This window comes from Actinoplanes sp. M2I2 (genome assembly GCF_023544445.1).
Lineage (GTDB): Bacteria > Actinomycetota > Actinomycetes > Mycobacteriales > Micromonosporaceae > Actinoplanes.
The window spans coordinates 70,835-91,888 of sequence record NZ_JALPVJ010000001.1 but is presented as its reverse complement, the minus strand read 5'-3'; the positions used below and the strand labels follow the sequence as shown (position 1 = coordinate 91,888).

Below are 21,054 nucleotides of genomic sequence, written 5' to 3'. Positions count from 1 at the left end.
GGTGGTCAGATCAGGCCGCGCTCCCGGGCCTCGGCGGCGGCGCGGCCCCGCGACGAGACACCGAGCTTGCTCAGCACGGCCGAGACGTGGTGGTCGACGGTCTTGGCCGAGAGGCTGAGCTGGGCCGCGATGCCCGCGTTGCTCAGGCCGTCGGCCATCAGCACCAGCACCTCGCGCTGGCGGCCGGTGAGACCGGTCGGGTCGGTGGCGGTCGACCGGCGCGGGCCGCGAGGCACCCGCCAGCCGCGCTCGCGCAGGTCGGCCCGCAGACGGCGGGCGGGCGCCACCGCGCCGAGCCGGTCGAAGACGTGCAGCGCTTCGGCCGCCGCCCCGGCGTCGCCGTGGGTCAGGCAGCAGGCCGACAGATAGGTGCAGCCCATCGCGGCCCACGCCGCCGCGGCGGCCCGCCAGTCGCCGTCGATCAGCAGGCGGAACGGCGCCGCCGCGACCGGTGGCGCCGGGGAGTCGTCGCCGCAGCGCCACTTCCAGAACGCGAGCTCCCCGGCGAACCAGGGGTGGGCGGCCCGCAACGCCACCTTCAGGCCGCGGCCGGCCTCGTGGGCGGCCCGCGGAAGGTCACCGGCCAGCCAGTACGCCTCGGCCAGCGCGACCGCCGCGAGGCAGAAGAACTGGGCCTCGTCCGTGGGGTAGCCGCGCTCGGCCGCCTCATGCGCGTCGTCCAGCGCCCCGGGCTCGCCCCGCCGGGCCCGCAGCATGGCCCGGGCCGCCACGGCCGGCACCAGCCCGCCGCCGCGCATGGCCGGGCCGGCCAGCGCCTGGGTGACGTCGTCCCCGGCCGCCGCCCAGTCGCCGCGGGCCAGCAACAGCCGGGCGCGGTGGCCGAGCAGGTGGCGGTGGTAGCCGTCGAGGTCGCGGGCGACCAGGAACGGGATGATCCGGTCGAAGGTCGTCTCGGCGACGTCCAGGTCGTACCGGTCGACGGCGCTGCTGGCCAGGTTGACCAGGGCCCGGCCGGCGTGATCGTCGAGCCCGCCGGCCGCCACGGCCAGATCGTGGGCCCGGCGCAGCTCGGTCACCCCGGTGGGATCGCCGATGTGCAGCCGCGACGAGCCGATGTTGATCAGCGCGTGGACCTCGGTGTCGAGGTCGCCGAGGGCTCGGGCCAGCTCGGTGGCCCGCAGGCCCCAGGCGATCGACCGTTCCTCCTCGTCGCCGAGCATGAAGAGCTGGGACAGATTGCTGTACGCCGCGGCGAGCTCACGCCCGGGCGGCTGCGTCTCGAGCACCTCGACGGCCCGGAACCCGAAGTCGCGGGCCTCGTCGGGCCGGCCGTTCCACCAGCTCAGCCGGGACATCCAGCGCAGACCGACGCCGATCGCCACCGGCTCGCCCAGTTCCCGGCGCAGGGCGAGCGCCGACCGGCGGGCCTCCAGCGCCTCGGCGAGCCCGCCGTGATAGCCGGCCAGCGAGTATTCCTCGAGCAGCTCGGCGCGCTCGGTGGCCGGCCGGTCGGCGGCCAGCGGCAGGGCCCGCGCGTAGTGGGCGGCGGCCTGCCGGTGGGCGCCCAGCGAAGCGGCCAGCCGGGCCGCCACGGGCGTCCAGCGCAGCACGGCCCCGCTGTCCCCGGCGTGGTGGGCGTGGTGCACGAGCCGGGCCGGGTCGGCCCGGGCCCGTTCGAGGACGGCCAGGATCTCGGCGTGCAGGGCCTGCCGGCGTACGGGGGAGAGACTTTCCTCGACGGCGCGGCGCAGCAGTTCATGGCGGAAGGCGACCCCCTCGCCGCGCGCGGTGAGCACCCCGCGGGCCAGGCACTCGTCGACCTCGCCGAGCCGGTCACCGAGCAGCTCCAGGCCGGCCAGCGACGGCACCACCGACACCAGGTGGGCGACCTCGCGGGCCGGCTGCGTGAGCGTGGCCAGGCGGCTGAGCACCAGGTCCCGTACGGTCGGCGGCACGCCCGCGGCCGGGGCGGCCAGCACCTCGGTGACCAGCAGCGGGTTGCCGCCGGTGACCGCGTGCACGCCGGGGTCGGCCCGGCCGGCGCGACGGGCCAGCTCGGCCACCGCGGCCGGGCTGAGCGGCGGCAGCCCCACCCGGCGGATCAGTCCCGGCGGGAGTCCGGCCAGGACGGTGCGCAGCCGGTGGTCGGGCCCGACCTCGTCCTCCCGATAGGTGATCAGCAGCAGCGCCCGGCAGAGCGCGAGCCGCCGGCCGAGGAACGCCACCATGTCCAGCGTCGCCTCGTCGGCCCAGTGCAGGTCTTCGAGCACGACGACCGGCCGGGCGGCCTGCGGCGGCCGGTCGAGCGCCTCGAGCAACAGGTCGAAGATCTCGCCCCGCGGGCCGTCGCCGATCCGGTCGCGAAGCCGCCCGCCGAGCCGCCGGGCGATGTCGTGCAGCGGCCCGAGGGCGCGCGGGGTGAGCAGCGGATCGCAGGCGCCCCAGAGCATCTGGGCTCGCGCGCCGGCCGCCTCGGCGAACGCCGCGGCCAACGTGGACTTGCCGGCGCCGGCCTCCCCGCTGATCACGGCGACGCGCCCGCCGGCCGCGCTGCCGGCGAGCAGGCCGTCCAGAGCGGCGAGCTCGGCCGAGCGCTCCAGCAGCACCGTCACGCGCTCAGGCTAGACACGCAGGTCAGCGCAGCCAAGCAACTATCGGACAGCGGTCACCTCCGACCGTCCCTCCGCCGGGTCAGGTCATCCGCGGGAACGGCCGTCAGGCCGCGCTCTCACCGGGAGCGACGGGTCATGCCCCCATCGAAGCGCGGCTGTCCATCCGGGCCAATCCGAAGACGTCCTCGACCAGGTCGAGCGCCTTCATCCAGGGGAAGGGGGCGGCACTGCCGGGGACCCAGCCGTCGACCGGGCCGAACAGGACGCGGACACCCTCGGCGCGCAGCTCGTCGAGGGACCGGCGGAAGGGACGGCGGGCGGCGAGCGGCTCGTTGACCGCGGGCACCAGCACCGTGGGCACGCCCCGGCCGATCACGTCGGCCATCGAGCTCAGCGGGTAGGTGTCGGCGATGCCGTTGGCCAGTTTGTTGATCGTGTTGAACGTCGCGGGCGCCACGATCATCGCGTCGGCCGGTGGCGAGATGCGGGTGCCGTCGGCCGCGAAGCGGTACGTGGTGCGGATCGGGCGGCCGCTGGCCCGCGCGACCTCGGACGGGTCGAGGAACTCCAGCGCGCTCTTCGTGGCCGTGACGTCGACCGTCCAGCCGCGCTGGCACGCCGCCCGGATCAGGCCGAGCACTCCGCCCGCGGCCGACCCGCCGCAGACCACCACTCGCAAATCACCCATGGCTGGATTCTCCTGGATCGTCGGGCGCCACCGCTGACTTACCGGCGAGTTCCTCGCCCGGGGACGGGGACTCGGGTGGCCGCTTGATTGCCGTGTTGTAGGAGCGATAGGTGAGCCACAGCGCGACCACTGCGGCGACCGCCGCGGCCACACTGGACAGCTGGTCGGCCCGGGTCGGTCCGAGCGCGGCCACGAAGACGGTCACCGTCAGCAGCACCAGGACGCCGAACCCGGCGGTGCGCAGCCGCTGCGACGGCGGGCCGAGACCCCGGTGGCGCAGGATCAGGTTGAAGCCGGCCTCGACGAGCACGATCGCGGCGGTGACCAGGATCGGGACCTGCCAGGCGTCGACCTCCACGTCGTTCACCGCAGCACCCCCTGGATGTCCTGGATGAAACGCTGGGTGAGCTGCTCGTCCTCGTACAGGTAGCGGCGCAGGTGGTCGGCGAAGAGCTGGGCGAACTCGGTGTACCGGCGGTGCATCGGCCGGGGCCGGGCCGACTCGACCGCGTACCGGATGCCGTTGAGGTGGGGCAGCGCCTCGCGCAGCCCGGCGTCGATGTAGGCGTTGAGGCCGGTGGGCGCGAAGCCGTACTTGGCCAGGTGCAGTTGCGAGGTCGCGCTGGTCAGGAAGTGGATCGCCAGCTCGGCCGCCTCCCGGTGCTCGCTGGCCGCCGAGACGGCCAGGCTCTGCCCGCCGATGATGCCGATCGGCAGGCTGCTGAGCCGGATCTCGGCAGTGTCCTTCTTGGTGCGCTCGGCCCGGTCGATCGCGGGGTACGAGACCGGCCAGTTGCGCATGAAGCGCAGGTTGGACCGCTGGAACGTGCGGAGCGTGTCGTCCTCGCCGGCCTCGATGCGGACCTTGCGAGCCTTGATCGCCTCGGCCAGCGGGGCGACCGCCGCACGCCACTGGCCCAGGCTGAACGAGAGTGTGCCGTCGTCGGTCAGGATCGCCTCGTCCTGGGCCAGCGCGTGTTCCAGGACGTTGACCACGAACGCCTCGTCGGTCTGCGGGCTGACCGTCTTGAGCTGCCCGACGAAGCGGGCCGGCGAGGACGCGAGGACGTCGCCGAGCTCGGGCTGGACGTCGGCCACGGACTTGTCGGCGACCCGCCGGTAGAGCATGCCCACGTCGGTGTTGAACGGCAGGGCCCAGAAGTCGCCGGTGTCGCCCCGCTCGCTGAGCCGGCGCACCATCGGCAGCAGCGAGAGCTCACCGCGCGGGGTGATCGGGACGATGCGGCCGTCCTCGGCGAAGCGCGGGATGTGGATGACGTCCAGGTTGAAGATGTCGGCCTGGGTGCCCAGAAACGTGTCGTACTGGTCGCGGGTCGAGCTGTTGACCTCCTTGAGCTCGATGCGGGCGCCGGGGTTCAGCTCGTTCCACATCGTCACGAGGAGCCGGCGGCCGCCGGTGCTGTCCACACCGGACGCGAGCTTGAGCTGTACGGGTTCGCGGCGCGTCAGCACGTAGCCCGCCGCGGCGGAGAGCGTGCCCGCGGTGAGGACGCCGGCGAGGAACGACCGTCGTGAGTAGAGCTCCGTCATGCACCCTCCGTTCGTGCCTCCCAACCTACCCGGTAGATCGCCATCAGGTGATCCCCGTCACTCGTCGGAAACGACCGCCGCGAGCGTCACGGTATTCATTCCAGCCAATATGAATTTCCGGCAACGACCTATTAAGGGACGGGAAACGGGCCGGAAATCTGCCGTCCCGAGACTGGCCGTACTCATCGATCGGCACGGTCGCCGATCCGCTGAACAGACCCCGGGTGAACAGCCGGAACGGGTCTTCTGATCATGCCGCGGAATGACGAATTCTCACTGACTCGTGCCCCTCGAGGGGCAAGGAGGCTCCATGTTCAGAAATCGCGGACGCCGGCTGGCGACCGTCATCGTCTCTCTCGGCACAGTCGCGGCGCTGACCGCCTGTGGCGCCAAGACCGCCGACTCGGCCGCCGCCCCGGCCGGCGGCGGCGCGGTCGTCGACACCTCCGGCGCCAGCGTCAAGATCGGCCTGCTCAACTCGCTCTCGGGCACCATGGCGATCAGCGAGGTCACCGTCCGCGACGCGATCCAGCTCGCCGTCGAGGAGATCAACGCGGCCGGCGGCGTGCTCGGCAAGCAGCTCACCCCGGTCAGCGAGGACGGCGCCTCGGACTGGCCGACCTTCGCCGAGAAGGCCCAGAAACTGATCAGCCAGGACAAGGTCGCCGCGGTCTTCGGCTGCTGGACGTCGTCGAGCCGCAAGGCGGTCAAGCCGGTCTTCGAGAAGAACAAGGCGCTGTTGTTCTACCCCGTGCAATACGAGGGGCTCGAGCAGTCGCCTTACATCTTCTACACCGGCGCCACGACCAATCAGCAGATCGTGCCCGCGCTCGATTACCTCAAATCGGCCGGAAAGACGTCGGTCTACCTGGTCGGCAGCGATTACGTGTTCCCCCGCACCGCCAACAAGATCATTAAGGCGTACGCCGCCGCGAACGGGATGAAGGTGCTGGGCGAGGACTATGCGCCGCTCGGGTCGACCGAATTCTCGACGATCGTCAACAAGGTGAAGGCGTCCGGCGCGAGCGCGGTGTTCAACACCCTGAACGGCGACAGCAACGTGGCCTTCTTCAAGGAGTACAAGTCGTCCGGCCTGACCGCGGAGTCGATGCCGGTGGTCTCCGTCTCGATCGCCGAGGAGGAGGTCAAGAGCATCGGCACGCAGTACCTGGCCGGGCAGCTGACGGCGTGGAACTACTACCAGACCACCGAGGGCGCGGCCAACGACAAGTTCGTGAAGGCGTACAAGGCGAAGTACGGGGCCGACAAGCCCACGAGCGACCCGATGGAGGCGGCCTACACCTCGGTCTACCTGTGGAAGGCGATGGCCGAGAAGGCCGGCTCCTTCGAGATCGAGAAGGTGAAGGCGGCGGCCAGCGCCGGCGGCATCACCTACGAGGCGCCCGAGGGTCTGGTCACGGTGGACGGCGCCACGCAGCACGTCTTCAAGACGGCCCGAATCGGCAAGATCGGTTCGGACGGGCTGATCGAGGAGGTCTGGAACTCCGGTGAACCCGTGAAGCCGGACCCGTACCTGAAGAGCTACAGCTGGGCGACCGGCCTCTCCTGACGATCCCGGCGGGGGTGGGGCGCGGCCCCACCCCCGTACCCAAGAAGGGGTTTGCCCGTGTCGCTGATCGTCAGTCAACTCTTCAGCGGGGTGAGCATCGGCGCGGTGCTGCTGCTCATCGCGCTCGGCCTGGCCCTGACCTTCGGCCAGATGAACGTGATCAACATGGCCCACGGCGAGTTCATCATGGCCGGCGCCTACACCGTCTATGTCCTGCAGCAGAGCATCTCCAGCGCCGGGGCGTCGCTGCTGATCGCCCTGCCGGTCTCGTTCGCGGTGGCCGGCCTCATGGGCATCCTGCTCGAAGTGCTGCTGATCCGCCGCCTGTACGCCCGCCCGCTCGACACGCTGCTGGTCACCTGGGGTGTCTCGCTGATTTTGCAGCAGGCCGCCCGCGACATCTTCGGCGCGCCCAACGTGCAGACCCGGGCGCCCGAGCTGCTGACCGGCAGCGTCCGGATCACCGAGGACATCGTGATCGCCAGCAGCCGGCTCTTCATCCTCGGGCTGGCCCTCGCCGCGGTGGCCGCGCTGACGATCGTCCTCAAGACGACGTCGCTCGGCCGCCGGATCCGCGCGGTCGTGCAGAACCGCGACCTCGCCGCCGTGTCGGGACTGGCCACCGGCCGGGTCGACCGGCTCACCTTCTTCATCGGCTCGGGCCTGGCCGGCATCGCCGGGGTGGCGCTCACCCTGATCGGCCCGATCGGCCCGGCCATGGGCACCAACATCATCGTCAACGCGTTCCTGGTCGTCGTCGTCGGCGGCATCGGCCAGCTGAAGGGAACGGTGATCGTGGCTTTCGTCCTCGGCATCCTGCAGTCCATGGTGGAGTACACGACCACCGTCAGCGTCGCCAGCGTGATCGTCTTCGTGGCGATCGTGGCCTTCCTGCAATGGCGTCCCCAAGGCCTGTTCACCCTGCGGACCAGGAGCCTGGCATGAGCCCCCGGGTGCGGGCCCTGGCCGGCTTCGGGATCACCGCGGTGCTGCTCTTCGCGGTCGCCCCGCTGCTGCTGGGCGACTTCCGGCTCGGCCTGCTGGCCAAGTATCTGTGCTTCGCGATCGTGGCCGTCGGCATCGGGCTGGCGTGGGGCCGCGGCGGCATGCTGGCGCTCGGCCAGGGCGTGTTCTTCGGCCTCGGCGGCTACGCCATGGCGATGCATCTCAAGCTGGCCGACGCCGGGCCGGGCAACCTGCCCGACTTCATGACCCTCTACGGTCAGCTCGACGCGCTGCCGTGGTGGTGGGTGCCGTTCCAGAATCCGATCTTCGCGCTGCTGGCGACGGTCCTGCTGCCGATGACCGTGGCCCTCCTGCTCGGTCTGCTGATCTTCCGGCGGCGGGTCCGCGGCGCCTACTTCGCGATCCTGTCGCAGGCCCTCGCCGCCGCCTTCGCGATCCTGCTGATCGGCCAGCAGGGCACGACCGGCGGCACCAACGGCCTCACCGACATTCGCGGCTTCTTCGGCTACGACCTGAACGACCCGGTCAACCGCCGGATGATCTACTTCATCGTCGCGGTGGCCCTGCTGGCCATGCTGGGCATCACGTGGCAGCTCATGCGCAGCCGCTACGGCGAACTGCTCGTGGCGGTCCGCGACGGCGAGGAGCGGGTGCGGTTCCTCGGCTACGACCCGGCCAACGTCAAACTCGTCGCGTACGTCGTCGCCGCGGGCATGGCCGGGCTGGCCGGCGCGCTGTTCGTGCCGGCCGTCGGCATCATCTCGCCCGCGCTGATCGGCGTGGTGCCGTCCATCGAGTTCGTCATCGGGGTCGCGGTCGGCGGGCGGGCCAGCCTGGCCGGGCCGGCACTGGGCGCGATCGCGGTGGCCTGGGCCAAGACGGCGCTGTCGGAGCGGGTCCCGTCCGCGTGGACGTACTTCGAAGGCCTGCTGTTCGTGCTGCCGATCGTCTTCCTGCCGGGCGGCATCGCCTCGCTCGTGTCGCTCGTCCGCCGCCGGCGCGCGGCCGCTCCCCCGCCGGCGGTCGATCAGCGGCCACCGCTCGTCCGGGAGGGGGCCGCATGACCGGCCTGAGCGTCCGCGATCTGCGCGTGGTCTTCGACGGCTTCGTCGCCGTCGGCGGGGTCGACCTGGAAGTGCCGGAAGGGGACGTCCGCTTCGTCATCGGCCCCAACGGCGCCGGCAAGACGACCCTGGTCGACGCGATCACCGGTCTGGTCCGCGCCACCGGGCACGTCGCCTTCGACGGCCAGGACCTGCTCGGCCGCAAGGTCCACCGGATCGCCCGGCTGGGCATCGGGCGTACGTTCCAGACGGCCGCGGTTTTCGAAGAGCTCACCGTGCTGCAGAACCTCGACATCGCGGCCGGCTGGAGCCGCAAACCGTGGAGCCTGCTGCGGACCCGCCGGTCGATCCCGGCCGAGGTCGAGAAGGCGATGGAGACCGTACGCCTGAGCGCGGTGCGCGACCAGCTCGCGGGCACCCTGGCCCACGGCCAGAAGCAGTGGCTCGAGATCGGGATGCTGCTCGTGCAGGACGCCCGGCTGCTGCTGCTCGACGAGCCGGTGGCCGGCATGAGCCAGAGCGAGCGCGACGCCACCGGCGACCTGCTCGGCGAGCTGAGCCGGGACCGCACCGTCCTGGTGATCGAGCACGACATGGACTTCCTGCGCCGATACGCGCGGACGGTCACCGTCATGCACGCCGGCAAGGTGCTCTCGGAGGGCTCGGTGACGGAGGTCCAGGCCGATCCGCGGGTGCAGGAGGTCTATCTGGGACGGGGGGCGTCGTGATCGCGTTCGAGGAAGTCCACGTCGGCTATGGCCGCAGCGTCGTGCTGCACGGGGTGTCGCTGGCCGTCCCGGAGAACGGGGTGGCCGCCGTGCTCGGCCACAACGGCGCCGGCAAGAGCACTCTGTTGCGGGCCGCCGTCGGCCTGCTCAAGCCGCGCCGGGGCGCCGTCTTCCTGGACGGCGAGGACATCACCCGGCTGGCGCCGCACCAGCGGGTGGCCCGCGGGATGGCCTACGTCCCGCAGGGTCAGCAGAGCTTCCAGCACCTGACCACGGCCGAGAACCTGCAGCTGGTGGCCGATGGTCGCAAGGACGGCAGGGAGGCGACGGCCGAGGCGCTGGACCTGTTCCCGGCCCTGCGCCCGCTGCTGGGCCGGCGGGCCGGGCTGCTCTCCGGCGGTCAGCGCCAGCAGCTCGCGATCGCCCGCGCCCTGATCACCCGTCCTCGCCTGCTGCTGCTCGACGAGCCCACCGAGGGCATCCAGCCCTCGGTGGTGACCGAGATCGAGCAGACCATCCTGGCCGTCGCCGGCCGGGGCGGCATGTCGGTCCTGCTGGTGGAACAGCACGTGGGTTTCGCCCTCGAGGCGGCTCAGCGCTACTACGTGCTCGAGGCCGGCCGGGTGACGTCGTCGGGCGACGGCGGCACGGGCGCCGAGCCGGCCGTCCGGCAGGCCCTGACGGTTTAATGGCTGGCGGGAGTGCGGCCCGTCGGCCAGGGTAGGGATCATGACGAACTTCGACGGAATGTGGGCAGCGCCCGGCGACGACCCGCGGACGTACGGCCAACCGGTCGGCGAGCTGGCCACTATCCGGGAGTACCTCACGAACTATCGCCTGACCCTGGGCCTGAAATGCGACGGCCTGACCCCGGAGCAACTGGCCACCCGCTCGGTGCCGCCGTCCATCATGAGCCTGCTGGGCCTGATCCGGCACATGGCCCGGGTCGAGCACGGCTGGTTCTACCGAACGTTGCAGGGCAACCCCGACGTCCCGCGCCTCTACTCGTCGCCCGACGGCGATGAGGAATTCCACGGTGCTACGGCCGACCCGGCCGTAATCGAGGAGGCGTTCACGAGCTGGCGGGCGCAGATCGCCGCAGCCGACCGCTGGCTGGACGACGTGACCGATCTGGGGGCGATGGCCAAGGTCGCGGGCGGCGACGGCGAGGCGAGCGTGCGCGACATCCTGATCCACATGGTGGAGGAGTACGCGCGCCACTGCGGCCACGCCGACCTGCTGCGCGAGTGCATCGACGGCCGCACAGGTCAGTGAGGCCGGTCTGCGGTTCTCGTCCCGGGCCGCGCGGCATCTTGTCGCACGCCGATCCTCCCCGCTTTCCTGCCGGCCCTCGACATTTCTGTCGTACCTCTTCGGCATGAACTCTGCCGTGGCGCCGCGGCGACCTCGACTGGGCGCTGAACGCAACCCGTAAGTACGGGCCGCACCACAACGCGCAGCCCTATCGGTTGTCCGCGGTCATCGCCGCCCAATTGCCACCCGACAACGAGGTCTCCTTAATCCGCCTGATCCCCCTGGTCGGCGGCTGACCGCATAGCGGGCTCACCGCGTCAGATCCTGGAGATGATCGATCGCAACGTCTCGGCCACCTCGCGCAGGAACGCGGCTGCGCCGTCGTCGCTCTGGTCGTGGTCGATTCCCCAGTTGGCGTCGTCCTCCACGAGTCGCAACAACGTGCCCGGGGGCTGCGGCTCGACCAGGATGACGTCCAACGCTTCGAGATACTGCCGCAGAAAGAGGTCGTTGGTCCGCGCCGTCCGCAGCAGTTCCGCTCGGATCTCGTCGAAGTTCTCCGCATCCGCGACATAGCCGTGGAGCAGCGCCCGCACCTTGTCCATCGGCGCGAGCGCGGAGCGCTGAGCGATCCGCCGGCGAACCGACTCGGGAAGCCCCGACGTGTCCATCGGCTTACCCTAGCCCCGCGGGGAACGCGCTGACGATGAACGGCACCGCCGGATCCGAGCCTTCCACAACGCGGATACGCACCCGGAAAAGACTGGTCTCGCCGTACTCCGCCTGCCGCGGACCGGCGCCGTACATGCCCTTGTTGTAATAGCCCTGCCCGACACGGTGCCCGGCGTCGGACAGGCCTTCATGAAATTGGTCGATCGCAAGATCGTCGCGGATCGCCTGCCAATTCTCCCGGACGTATCGGTTCACTTCCCGATTCATGGTTCCGACGTCGGTCCACTTGTAGGACTTGCTGGCCGCCTTGTCCCATCCCGTCTCGCTGTAGATCCGGCCCTCGACCGTCCGCACACCTGGCTGCCTCGGCAAAGGCAGCTGAGGCCCGTGCTTGAGAACCGTGTGCGCACCGTCGTCCTCATACGTCCGGTCATGCGCGGCGATGTCGAACCGAGGAGGATCGTCGCCGAGCTGGTCGTATCGCCGCTGAACGGCCTGAAGCTCGATGTCACCGGACGTGGAGCCGGGCGCAACGCGATCACGGCCGGCCCCGGGATGACCACGCTCGGCGACCTGCTCCGCCTTCCTCTGGGCGGCGGCCACACTGCTCACGGGGCCTGGGTCGGCACCTGACTCCGGGCGATCCGGCGACGACTCTTGACCGTCGTCCTCCCCGTCGCCGTGGTTTCTGGGTCGCGCAGTCACGACTATGCCTGCTGCGGTTCAGCCCGGTCGCAGTTTCTTCTCATGCTGCAGCACGGTATCAAGCAGCATCTATGCGTTGATCTTCCTGACTGACACGCTGACGCGGGCCGCGAGGGCTTGCCACAATGTCCGGATGCGGTATGAGAAGGCCGTGCGGCGGCTGCGGACCATTGCTGACAGTTGTCAGCGGGCTGTCGCGTACCCGGGCCAGGAGCCCGTCCTGGTGGCGGCCTACACCTTCGGGCCGATCTTCGACGGGCCCGACGAGGTCGACGTCGTCCGGGTGGCCTTCGCCTTGGACCTTCCGGCGGAGGAGGTTCCGTGGGGTACGACGCCGCCGGTGTCCGTCGGTCTGGTTGCCCTGCTGGGTCTCGACAAGGCGCCCGCGCTCCGGTGCTGGCGTTCCGCACGCCGGCCGGTGGCCGACAGCATGGTGGACCGGCCTTTGCGCATCTGGTCGCTGGACGGCCCCGACTCGGCCGCCCTGGACGCGCTCGCGCGGCGGGACGCGGAGCACCTGCGCCTGCTGCCGCTCACCGACGACGAGCAGCGTCAGCGTCTCGCCGAGGACTTGGCCATCAGTCTGCGCCACCTGCGACAGGTGCGAGACCGCTATGCGGACCGGGATTGGCGCAGCGATCACCGCGGTCACGGCGTCTATCCCGAGAACCACCTGTGGGACGCCGTCGACGGCTACCTGGAATTGCTCGACCTGGGGCAACAGTAGGGCCGGCGCTATCCCGGGTGGAGCTCGCGGCGCAGGAATTCGAGGATCAGGGCCCACATCGTGGCCGCCTGGTCGTTGTCGGCCGCGCCGCCGTGGCCACCCTCCACGTTCTCGTAATAGGTGGCCTGGTGGCCCTTTTCGCGTAACGCCGCCATCATCTTGCGGGCGTGACCGGGATGGACCCGGTCGTCCCGGGTCGAGGTCATCAGCAGGGCGGGCGGGTACGAGCCGGGCCGGACGTTCTGGTACGGCGAGTATTCGCGCAGATAGGCCCAGTCCGCCTCGTCGTCGGGATCGCCGTATTCGGCTGTCCACGACTTCCCGGCCAGCAGCTTGGTGTAGCGGCGCATGTCGAGAATGGGCACCCGGGCCACGACCGCGCCGAACAGTTCCGGGTAGCGGGTCAGCATGACGCCCATCAGCACACCGCCGTTGCTGCCGCCCATGATGCCCAGCCGGGACGGCGTCGTGATGCCGCGTCGCACCAGGTCGGTGGCGACCGCGGCGAAATCCTCGAACGCCCGCATGCGGTTGCCACGCAGCGCGGCCCGGTGCCATTCGGGACCGTATTCGCCGCCACCGCGAATGTTCGCGACCACGTAGGTGCCGCCGTGCGCGAGCCAGCCCCGTCCGAGGACGCCGCTGTAGCTCGGCAGCAGCGGGATCTCGAATCCGCCGTACCCGTAAAGGAGGGTCGGCCCCTCGGACGGGCCGCCGACGACGAAATAGGGAACGCGCGTGCCGTCCGCGGAGACGGCGAAGAACTGCCGGACCGTCATCCCGTCCGTGTCGAAGAACGCGGGCTGGCGTTTGAGGACCTCGGTGCCCAGGCTCAGAGTCGCCGGCCGCAGGAAACCTTCGGACGCGATCAGGTACGAGTCGTTGTTGTCGGGGTCGGTGTCGACGATCCAGGTGTGGTCGAATTCCGCGGTGCCGGCCATCGACTCGCGGCGCCAGTCCGGGGTGTCCGGCGTCAACACGTACGCCTCGGTCCGGACGTCGGTCATCGTGACCAGGATCAGATGGTTCCGGGTCCACGAATACGACCTCAGCGAGGTGTGGTCGTCCGGCTGGAACAGGACCGTCAGATCACGGTCGCCGCTCAGGAAACGGTCGAAGTCGGCGGCGAGCAGCGCACCGGACGGAAAGCCGAGCCACGGTGACCGGAGCCGGACGAGCAGCCAATCGCGGTGCACGTCGGCCCTCGCGTCGTCCGGAACCTCTATCCGTACGAGCTCTCCGCTCGGCCTCCGCAGGAAGTGCTCGCTGTGGTAGAAGTCCACACTGCGGCCGACGAAGTCGCGCTCGAAACCGGGTGTCGCATCGTGCCGGGCCCGGACCGAGACGTCGTCGGGCTCCCCTTCGAAGATCAGCTCGGCCTCGGACAGCGGGGTGCCGCGCCGCCACCGCTTGACGACCCGCGGATATCCCGAGGACGTCAGCGAGCCCGGCCCGAAGTCGGTGCCGACGAAGATGTGATCGGCGTCGATCCAGCCGACGTCGGTCTTGGCCTCCGGCACCGAGAAACCGTCCTCGACGAACATCCGGCGGACGAGGTCGAACTCACGCACCACCACGGCGTCGGCGCCGCCGCGGGACAGTTCGATCAGGCAACGGTCGTAGCCCGGCCGGAGCACCGTCACGCCGGCCCAGGTCCAGTTCTCCCCCTCGGCCCGGTTCAGCGCGTCGACGTCCAGCAGGACATCCCAGTCGGGCTCGTCACCGCGGAACTGCTCCAGGGTCGTACGCCGCCACAGCCCCCGCGGATGGTCGGCGTCCTGCCAGAAGCTGTAGTAGAAGCCGTCGCCCCGCCAGGCCGGATACGGGATCCGCTCCTTGCTGTCGAGGACCTCCCGAAGCGCGTCCCGCGTCCGGTCGAAGCTTTCACCACTCAGCGCCGCCAGGGTCTCGGCGTTGCGCTCGGTGACCCACCGCATCGCGTCGGCGTCGTCGACAGCCTCGAGCCAGAGGTACGGATCGTCGGCGTCCAGCGTTGCCACCCCCACCCTCGATTCACTGGCTCGACGATCGCACCACCGCGCCCTCCTTGCCAACCCACCCCCTCGTACGGCGGGTAATCTCTGCGTCCATGCAGCCCACCTCGAAGCTGGAACGCCGGGTGGTGACCGCGGCCGAGCGGGCGCTCACGCAGCAGCGTCAGGTGAGCCCGCTGGACGTGCTGACCGCGATCGGCTGGGTGCCGCCCGGGGTGGTGACCGACTGGCGGCAGGGCCGGGCATCCCACCTCGAGGCGGTCGCGGCGGTGTCGGCCGACCGGCTCACCGACGCGCTGGAGATCTTCCATCGCTGGGTGGCCGGTCAGGGTCTGCGGCCGAGCGAGATCGAGTACGTGGCGGCCACCCGCGACCGGCACCCGTTGCGTTTCACCGCCGCGGGCGATCCGGAGCGGGAACGCGCGTACCGCACGCACTGGATGCCGGCCGACCTGACCGAGCAGCAGCGGGAGCGGCTGACCACCAAGCACAGCAAGCCGCCGGATCTCGTCGTGATCCAGCCCGTCAAGTCGTTCACGTGCACCGGCTGCGGGCAGACCGACGCCGACCTGCTGACGATGGAGAACGACGGCCCTCTCTGCCTCGTCTGCGCCGACCTCGACCACCTCGTGTTCCTGCCGGCCGGCGACGCCGCGCTGACCCGGCGGGCCAAGCAGGCCAGCCGGCTCTCGGCCGTGGTGATGCGGTTCAACCGCTCCCGCAAGCGCCACGAGCGGCAGGGCCTGCTGGTCGAGCCGGCCGCCATCGAGCAGGCCGAGCTGCAGTGCCTGTCCGACGAGGAGGCCCGGGCCCGGCGTCGCGAGCGCGACCGGGAGCGCCGGGAGGCCGCCGACGAGACCTTCCAGCACCGGCTGGCCGAGCAGATCGGCCTCCTGTTCCCCGCCTGCCCACCGGCCCGTGCGGCGGCGATCAGCGAACACACCGGCACCCGGGGCAGCGGCCGGGTGGGCCGCAGCGCCGCCGGCCGGGCCCTCGACCCGGACGCGGTGAGGCGCGCGGTGGTCGCCTCGGTGCGCCACGAGGACACCCCGTACGACGACCTGCTCATGGCCGGCGTGCCCCGCGGCGAGGCCCGCGAGCGGATCCGCGAGGACATCGACCGCGTCCTCCAGCAGTGGCAGCGCCCGGGCCCGTAGCGGTGGCCGGCTCAGGCCGGCCGGCTGCCGATCCGAAGCCGCGTCGCCGTCGTCCGCTGACGTTCCAGCAGGCGCGACACACCGTCGGCGGTCATCGGCACGGCCAGGTGGAAGCCCTGGCCCAGGGTGTAGCCGAGCTCGCGGAGCGCGGTCACCTGCTCGGGGCTCTCGATGCCCTCGGCCACGGTGTCCAGGCCGAGCGCGTGAGCGAGCTGGATGACCGCCCGGGCCACCGCCCGACGGGCATCCGCGGCGGCCGGATGGCCGTCGTCGATCTCGATGCCGTCCACGAACGACTTGTCGAGCTTGACGATCGCGGCCGGGAACGCCCGCAACAGGCTGAGCGACGACTCTCCCGTGCCGAAGTCGTCCAACGCGAGACGGATGCCCATGCGGTCGAGCTCGTACAGGGCCCGGGAGACCTGCTGACCGCGCAGGACCGCCGATTCGGTGACCTCGAGGACCAGCCGCTCGCACGGAAGCCCGCTGTCGGCCAGCGCGGCAGCCACGTCCGAGACGAAGTCGGGGTCGTGCAGTTGCCGCGCGGAAACGTTCAGCCCGGCCTCCTTGAGCGCGTCCGGCCCGAACTCGGCCAGCCACGCCGCGGCCTGACGACAGGTCTCCCGCAACACGAACCGGCCCAGCGGCACGATCAGACCGGTCCGTTCGGCGGCCGGGATGAACTCGGCCGGGCCGACCACGCCCCGGGTCGGGTGATGCCACCGGACGAGCGCCTCGACCCCGATGATCCGGTGACCGTCCAGACGCATGATGGGCTGATAGACGACCCGGAACTCGTCGTTGTCGAGGGCTCGCCGCAGCTCCCCGCCGAGTTGCATGTGGGCCAGCACCGGCTCCCCCATGCCGTCGGCGTACCGGACGAAGCCGGCCTTGCCCTGCTGTTTGGCCATGTACATCGCGACGTCGGCGTTCCGCAGGATCGAGTCGACGGTGGCCCCGGGCGCCGCGACGGCTATGCCGATGCTGGCCTGCACCAGCAGCCGGTGCTCGCTGATCGGCTGCGAGAGAGCGGCCAGCAGCCGACCGGCCAGGCCCTCGGGATCGGCGCCGTCCCCGGTCAGCACCACCGCGAACTCGTCGCCGCCCACCCGTACCGGCAGACCGCTGCCGCCCGCTTCGGCCTGCAGCAGCCGCGCCACCGAGATGAGCAGCCGGTCGCCGACCCCATGCCCGAGCAGGTCGTTCACGGCCTTGAAGTCGTCCAGGTCGATGAGCAGCACCGCGACCGGATCCGCGGCGCCCAGCGCGGTCGTGAGCCTGTCCCGGAACAGCGCCCGGTTGGCCAGCCCGGTCAGACCGTCGTGGCTGACCTCGTACTGCAGCCGTTGCTCCTGGAAACGCGCGTTCCGCAGCAGGCGGGCATTCTCCTGGTACGCGAGATACTGCCGGGCCATGACCAGAGCCGTCACCACGACCGCGGCGATCAGGACCACCCGCACCGGCCAGCGCAACGGCGCGCCGAACGCGACGGCGACCAGCGGCACGTCGACCAGCGCCATGGCCAGGTACGGCAGCAGCACGCCGACGCGAGCGGTGTCCCGCCGCAACCCGCGGTCCGCGCGCCCCTGAGCGACGACCCCCAGCGTGATCAGCATCGGGGCCAGCGGCATGACGATCGCCTGGGCCGGAACAGTCGCGATGTAACCGAACTGCACGGCGAGCACGGAGACGACCGCGGCCGGAACACCACCGGCGCCCGCGATGAAACGGATCGCCACCCGGTCGACCGGCCCGCCGGCGATGTACGAGGCCTTCGTCGCGGCCCCCACCGCGACCACGAAGCCGAGCCCGACCAGCACCATCGCCTGCCGGCTCCACGGCTCCCGGGCCGACAGCATCGGGGCCAGCCCGAGATACCACAACACCGCCGAGCAGCCCAGGAACGCGATCGTCCGATCGAGCACGAGGCGCCACCGCTCGACGCCGCCGGCCGCGACGACCGGCACCCGGGCCAGTGCCCAGATGGCGATCACGAACCCGAGGACCGCGAAGGCCGCCGCCGGCGTGGGCATGCTGCGGGTACGGACCTGGTCGACGTGCGCGAACATGTCCACCGCGAACCACGCGTACCCGAACGTGATGGTGCCGACCGCGACGAGGACAGCGCGCCAGAACCGTACGGCCACCGGGTCGAGCCCTGACTGCCTGCGCACCAGGTCGTAGACGGACGCGGTCGCCAGCGCGCCACCGATCGGGACGAAGACGTACGCGAAAGCCTCGAGCCCGGCGCCGACCGTGAGATAGGCCAGGCACCAGACGGTGCCGACCACGACGACGGCGGCGGTGGCTTGCACGTACCGCCGAGAGGTCGTCGGCGCCCCGGCCGCCTCGGTGCTGCGGCGAGCCGTCGGCTGAACCGCTGTCCGCATCACGCGCCCGACACTAACGGTCCCGGTGTGGACCGGATCTCCCCCGAACGTTCGACCTTCAACGAGCCGGCCATCACGTTCCGGAGATCCTGCGCGCCCGGCACCGGCGCCGGTCTTCGATCAGCTTTCCGGACGTGCGGTCGATAGGAGGACGACGGGCACGACAGCAGAGGCGGTCACGTGACGAACGACGGTGCCGAACGACGGGTGCCCGGCGCCCTGTACGGACGTACGGCGACGGATCTCACGGGTGCTCTGCAGCCCACCGGGACCCGTGTCGCGTACCGCCACGCGTACACCCGCCGGGACGAAGGGATTCTGCGCTCGCTCGGCGTCCTGCATGTGATCGCCGCCGTGGCGCTCGCGGTCTACCTCCTGCTGCCCGGCAACCTTCCAGCCCTGCACACCCTCGGCCCCGTGGCTGCGGTCCTGACCGTGGCCGGCCTCGCCGTCATGGTCGGCATGCAGATCATCGTCGCCCTGCGCACCCTGGTGCTGACGTTCTTCGCCGCCCGGGCCCGCGATCCGATCCCGATGGTGCCGCCCCCGGGCCTGCGCGTGGCTGTCCTCACCACGATCGTTCCCGGCAAGGAACCGGTCGAGCTCGTGATGGCCACGCTGCGCGCGATGCTGCGGATCCGGCACGACGGCGTCCTCGACGTCTGGCTGCTGGACGAGGGCGACGACCCGGAGGTGCGGCGCCGGTGCGAGCGGCTCGGCGTACGCCACTTCAGCCGCAAGGGCCGGCCGGAGTGGAACCAGGCCACCGGTCAGTTCCGGGCCCGCACCAAGCACGGCAACCACAATGCCTGGCGGTCGGTGCACGAGACCGAATACGACGTGGTCGCCCAGATGGACCCCGACCACGTGCCGTACCCGAACTTCCTGGAACGCACCCTGGGTTACTTCGCCGACCCGGACACCGCCTTCTTGGTGGCCCCGCAGGTGTACGCGAACCTGACCGAGTCGTTCGTGGCCCGGGGCGCGGCGGAACTCGCCTACCTCTTCCACGGCGTGATCCAGCGGGGTGGAAACGGGCGCGGCGCCCCGCTGCTCATCGGCACCAACCATCTTTACCGGCCCGCGGCGTTCCGGCAGATCGACGGCTACCAGGACTCCATCATCGAGGACCACCTCACCTCGATGGTGATCTTCGGGGCGGTCAACCCCGTCACCGGCAACGCGTGGCGCGGCGTCTACACCCCCGATGTGGTCGCGGTGGGCGAGGGCCCGGCAACGTACTCCGACTTCTTCAGCCAGCAGAAGCGCTGGGCGTACGGCATCTGGCAGATCGCCCGCGGCCACTCGCCCGCGGTCCTGCGCCGGCTGCCTCTGATGAGCCAGCGACTGTCCTTCGCCGCGCTGCAGACGCACTACCCGACCACGGCGATCTCCTGGCTGGGCGGCATCTTCCTCACCGGGCTCTATCTGGTCGGGGGCGTCACGATCACCCGGCTGCCCAGCCTCGTGTGGGCGGCGCTGTTCCTGGTGAACCTGGTCGCCGGCCTGGCCTTCGTGCAGTTCACCCGCCGGTTCAACCTGGTCACCCATGAGCGCCGCTCCTGGGGCTTGAGCGGGATGGTGCTGGAACTGGCCACCGCGCCGGTATACCTCGCCGCTGCCGCCGCCCAGCTGGCCGGGCGCCCCCTCGCGTACGTCGTCACGGCCAAGGGCTCCGCCGCGACCGGCGACTCGTGGCGCACGTTCCGCCCGCACCTGGCCTGGACGGCCCTGAGCGCAGCCTTCATCGTCGCCGGGGTGGCGATGCACCACGCCTTCGTGTCCCTCTACATCTGGGCCGGCCTGACCATCGCCACCTGCCTGATCCCGGTCGCCCACCTCACGCTGAGCCGCTGGTCACCCGCCCAGCCGGTGATCGCCCGGCGCCGGGTCGGCCACCTGCTCATGGCCGCCGGCCTGCTGACCGAGGCCCAGCTGGGCGAACTGCTGGACCGCCAGATCACCACCGACGGCCCGTGGCGCCGTCTCGGTGACCTGGCCGTCGAGGAGGGCTACGTGACAGCCACCGAACTGGCCGAGGCGACCGGCGTCGCGCGGCGGCCCGACGTCGTAATCGGGGCCGCCGGCGGCGCTGGACCACGCTCATGATCAGTCGAACGGCTGGCTGTCGCTCGTGGCCATCGCCTCGCCCGCCCGGGTGAGCTTCGACCGGAGGAAATACGGGCCGTCGGCCTTGGGCAGCGGAATCCAGAAGCTCACGCTCGCGGTGTCGTGATCAGACGTCGCGGTCAGCTCGTACGCAAGGTTCTCGTTGAGCCAGGAACCATAGATCCGGGTCTCGGTTCCGGGTCCCTGCCACAACGACCACGACAGGGCGACCGTCTTCCCCCGTAGCCCCTCGATGTCGAGGTTGACGTCGACGACCGCGCCCACCATCTGCTTCTTGCCGCTGTTCGTCAGCCTGGTCCGGCTTCCCTTGATGATCCGCTTGACCGTCGCCCGGGACTGCGCCGACGACTGCGGGCGGCCGTCGGCGGCGGCTTGTCGAACCCTCGCCAGGGATTCGGCCACCTCGCCGCAGCGGTTCAGGCGCTGACCGGCGCAGGCCCGGGCGGCGGTCACCTTCGCCTCCGAGGTGGCCTCCGGTTCGGTGTCCGGGACCACGAGTCGCACCGAATCCCCGGCCGGCTGCTCCTGCTTCAGGAACGGCTCCCCGGAGGCGGGCTGGCCGGCGTCCGCCGGACCGGCCGGCGACGGCGTGGCCGCGGCGAGCGCCAGCCCGTGACCGAACGGGTGCGGAGGTACGAGTCGCTGCTGGTACTCCTCGTACGAGACGCCACTCGTCACGACCACGGTCCGGAACGAACCCATGTGGGCGGGCCGATCGACGACGGCCAGAACCACTCCGGCGGCGGTCGCGGCCGAGCCGACGGCGGCGATCAGGTGACCCACCACCGTCCCCCACCGTCCGCGTGCGGCGTTGTCGGACGACGGGACCGGCGCATGTCCGCGCGCCGGTCCGGCGGCCGCGACACTTGTGTATGCAGCCATCAC

General features: G+C 71.1%; 18 protein-coding genes. 9 read left to right on the top strand and 9 right to left on the bottom strand.

All coding sequences use genetic code 11. The features are described 5' to 3' along the window. Nucleotides 1–5: 5 nt before the first annotated feature. The 4 genes from HJC40_RS00435 to HJC40_RS00420 form a co-directional block, all read right to left on the bottom strand. Nucleotides 6–2,573 carry an AAA family ATPase gene (locus HJC40_RS00435; RefSeq protein ID WP_249997562.1) on the bottom strand — a complete coding sequence of 856 codons (2,568 nt, stop codon included), beginning with the start codon at nucleotides 2,571–2,573 and terminating at the stop codon, nucleotides 6–8. Nucleotides 2,574–2,706: 133 nt separating this feature from the next. Further along, nucleotides 2,707–3,261, bottom strand: coding sequence for a flavoprotein (locus HJC40_RS00430; RefSeq protein ID WP_249997560.1), 555 nt, complete (start codon nucleotides 3,259–3,261; stop codon nucleotides 2,707–2,709). Then, nucleotides 3,254–3,628: a hypothetical protein gene (locus HJC40_RS00425; protein WP_249997558.1), complete on the bottom strand. Its 375-nt coding sequence runs from the start codon at nucleotides 3,626–3,628 to the stop codon at nucleotides 3,254–3,256. The genes HJC40_RS00430 and HJC40_RS00425 overlap by 8 nt, the downstream gene beginning before the upstream one ends. Beyond that, on the bottom strand, nucleotides 3,625–4,812 hold the full coding sequence (locus HJC40_RS00420; protein WP_249997556.1) for an extracellular solute-binding protein: 1,188 nt from the start codon (nucleotides 4,810–4,812) through the stop codon (nucleotides 3,625–3,627). The genes HJC40_RS00425 and HJC40_RS00420 overlap by 4 nt, the downstream gene beginning before the upstream one ends. Nucleotides 4,813–5,122: 310 nt before the next feature. Here HJC40_RS00420 and urtA point away from each other — a divergent pair, with 310 nt between their 5' ends. The 6 genes from urtA to HJC40_RS00390 are packed head-to-tail and all read left to right on the top strand — an operon-like array spanning nucleotide 5,123 to nucleotide 10,415. Continuing rightward, a complete protein-coding gene (gene urtA, locus HJC40_RS00415; protein ID WP_249997554.1) occupies nucleotides 5,123–6,382 on the top strand; it encodes an urea ABC transporter substrate-binding protein in 1,260 nt (419 codons plus the stop codon). Between the two features lie 57 nt (nucleotides 6,383–6,439). Continuing rightward, nucleotides 6,440–7,327: an urea ABC transporter permease subunit UrtB gene (urtB, locus tag HJC40_RS00410; protein ID WP_249997551.1), complete on the top strand. Its 888-nt coding sequence runs from the start codon at nucleotides 6,440–6,442 to the stop codon at nucleotides 7,325–7,327. Beyond that, nucleotides 7,324–8,412: an urea ABC transporter permease subunit UrtC gene (urtC, locus tag HJC40_RS00405; protein ID WP_249997549.1), complete on the top strand. Its 1,089-nt coding sequence runs from the start codon at nucleotides 7,324–7,326 to the stop codon at nucleotides 8,410–8,412. The genes urtB and urtC overlap by 4 nt, the downstream gene beginning before the upstream one ends. Next, nucleotides 8,409–9,140 (top strand): urea ABC transporter ATP-binding protein UrtD, encoded by a 732-nt coding sequence (urtD, locus tag HJC40_RS00400; RefSeq protein WP_249997547.1) that lies wholly within the window; start codon nucleotides 8,409–8,411, stop codon nucleotides 9,138–9,140. The genes urtC and urtD overlap by 4 nt, the downstream gene beginning before the upstream one ends. Next, the gene (urtE, locus tag HJC40_RS00395; RefSeq protein WP_249997545.1) at nucleotides 9,137–9,829 is read left to right on the top strand and encodes an urea ABC transporter ATP-binding subunit UrtE; all 693 of its coding nucleotides are present in this window, start codon (nucleotides 9,137–9,139) and stop codon (nucleotides 9,827–9,829) included. The genes urtD and urtE overlap by 4 nt, the downstream gene beginning before the upstream one ends. A 40-nt stretch (nucleotides 9,830–9,869) precedes the next feature. Beyond that, nucleotides 9,870–10,415, top strand: a complete 546-nt coding sequence (locus HJC40_RS00390) for a DinB family protein (RefSeq protein ID WP_249997543.1) — start codon at nucleotides 9,870–9,872, stop codon at nucleotides 10,413–10,415. A 296-nt stretch (nucleotides 10,416–10,711) separates the two neighbouring features. Here HJC40_RS00390 and HJC40_RS00385 read toward each other — a convergent pair whose 3' ends face one another. Then, nucleotides 10,712–11,065 (bottom strand): hypothetical protein, encoded by a 354-nt coding sequence (locus HJC40_RS00385; protein ID WP_249997541.1) that lies wholly within the window; start codon nucleotides 11,063–11,065, stop codon nucleotides 10,712–10,714. A gap of 4 nt (nucleotides 11,066–11,069) precedes the next feature. Continuing rightward, a complete protein-coding gene (locus HJC40_RS00380) occupies nucleotides 11,070–11,678 on the bottom strand; it encodes a hypothetical protein (RefSeq protein WP_249997539.1) in 609 nt (202 codons plus the stop codon). Between the two features lie 226 nt (nucleotides 11,679–11,904). Between HJC40_RS00380 and HJC40_RS00375 the strand changes: the two genes are divergently transcribed. Continuing rightward, on the top strand, nucleotides 11,905–12,498 hold the full coding sequence (locus HJC40_RS00375) for a hypothetical protein (protein ID WP_249997537.1): 594 nt from the start codon (nucleotides 11,905–11,907) through the stop codon (nucleotides 12,496–12,498). An 8-nt stretch (nucleotides 12,499–12,506) separates the two neighbouring features. Here the strand turns inward: HJC40_RS00375 and HJC40_RS00370 are convergent, their stop codons facing one another. Continuing rightward, the gene (locus HJC40_RS00370; RefSeq protein WP_249997535.1) at nucleotides 12,507–14,498 is read right to left on the bottom strand and encodes a prolyl oligopeptidase family serine peptidase; all 1,992 of its coding nucleotides are present in this window, start codon (nucleotides 14,496–14,498) and stop codon (nucleotides 12,507–12,509) included. An 89-nt stretch (nucleotides 14,499–14,587) separates the two neighbouring features. Here HJC40_RS00370 and HJC40_RS00365 point away from each other — a divergent pair, with 89 nt between their 5' ends. Next, the gene (locus HJC40_RS00365; protein WP_249997534.1) at nucleotides 14,588–15,649 is read left to right on the top strand and encodes a DUF2293 domain-containing protein; all 1,062 of its coding nucleotides are present in this window, start codon (nucleotides 14,588–14,590) and stop codon (nucleotides 15,647–15,649) included. Nucleotides 15,650–15,660: 11 nt separating this feature from the next. Here the strand turns inward: HJC40_RS00365 and HJC40_RS00360 are convergent, their stop codons facing one another. Beyond that, nucleotides 15,661–18,039 carry a bifunctional diguanylate cyclase/phosphodiesterase gene (locus HJC40_RS00360; RefSeq protein WP_249997532.1) on the bottom strand — a complete coding sequence of 793 codons (2,379 nt, stop codon included), beginning with the start codon at nucleotides 18,037–18,039 and terminating at the stop codon, nucleotides 15,661–15,663. 180 nt (nucleotides 18,040–18,219) lie between these two features. On the opposite strand from HJC40_RS00360, the gene HJC40_RS00355 reads away from it, so the two are divergent. Beyond that, on the top strand, nucleotides 18,220–20,148 hold the full coding sequence (locus tag HJC40_RS00355; RefSeq protein ID WP_249997531.1) for a glycosyltransferase family 2 protein: 1,929 nt from the start codon (nucleotides 18,220–18,222) through the stop codon (nucleotides 20,146–20,148). Here HJC40_RS00355 and HJC40_RS00350 read toward each other — a convergent pair whose 3' ends face one another. After that, nucleotides 20,149–21,051, bottom strand: coding sequence for a hypothetical protein (locus tag HJC40_RS00350; protein ID WP_249997529.1), 903 nt, complete (start codon nucleotides 21,049–21,051; stop codon nucleotides 20,149–20,151). Nucleotides 21,052–21,054: the final 3 nt, after the last annotated feature.

Bases quoted from the DNA above. Each gene is read 5' to 3' on its own strand.
- HJC40_RS00430 (WP_249997560.1), bottom strand. From the start codon at position 3,261: ATGGGTGATTTGCGAGTGGTGGTCTGCGGCGGGTCGGCCGCGGGCGGA.
- HJC40_RS00420 (WP_249997556.1), bottom strand. From the start codon at position 4,812: ATGACGGAGCTCTACTCACGACGGTCGTTCCTCGCCGGCGTCCTCACC.
- urtA (WP_249997554.1), top strand. From the start codon at position 5,123: ATGTTCAGAAATCGCGGACGCCGGCTGGCGACCGTCATCGTCTCTCTC.
- urtC (WP_249997549.1), top strand. From the start codon at position 7,324: ATGAGCCCCCGGGTGCGGGCCCTGGCCGGCTTCGGGATCACCGCGGTG.
- urtD (WP_249997547.1), top strand. From the start codon at position 8,409: ATGACCGGCCTGAGCGTCCGCGATCTGCGCGTGGTCTTCGACGGCTTC.
- HJC40_RS00390 (WP_249997543.1), top strand. From the start codon at position 9,870: ATGACGAACTTCGACGGAATGTGGGCAGCGCCCGGCGACGACCCGCGG.
- HJC40_RS00385 (WP_249997541.1), bottom strand. From the start codon at position 11,065: ATGGACACGTCGGGGCTTCCCGAGTCGGTTCGCCGGCGGATCGCTCAG.
- HJC40_RS00375 (WP_249997537.1), top strand. From the start codon at position 11,905: ATGCGGTATGAGAAGGCCGTGCGGCGGCTGCGGACCATTGCTGACAGT.
- HJC40_RS00365 (WP_249997534.1), top strand. From the start codon at position 14,588: ATGCAGCCCACCTCGAAGCTGGAACGCCGGGTGGTGACCGCGGCCGAG.
- HJC40_RS00360 (WP_249997532.1), bottom strand. From the start codon at position 18,039: ATGCGGACAGCGGTTCAGCCGACGGCTCGCCGCAGCACCGAGGCGGCC.
- HJC40_RS00350 (WP_249997529.1), bottom strand. From the start codon at position 21,051: ATGGCTGCATACACAAGTGTCGCGGCCGCCGGACCGGCGCGCGGACAT.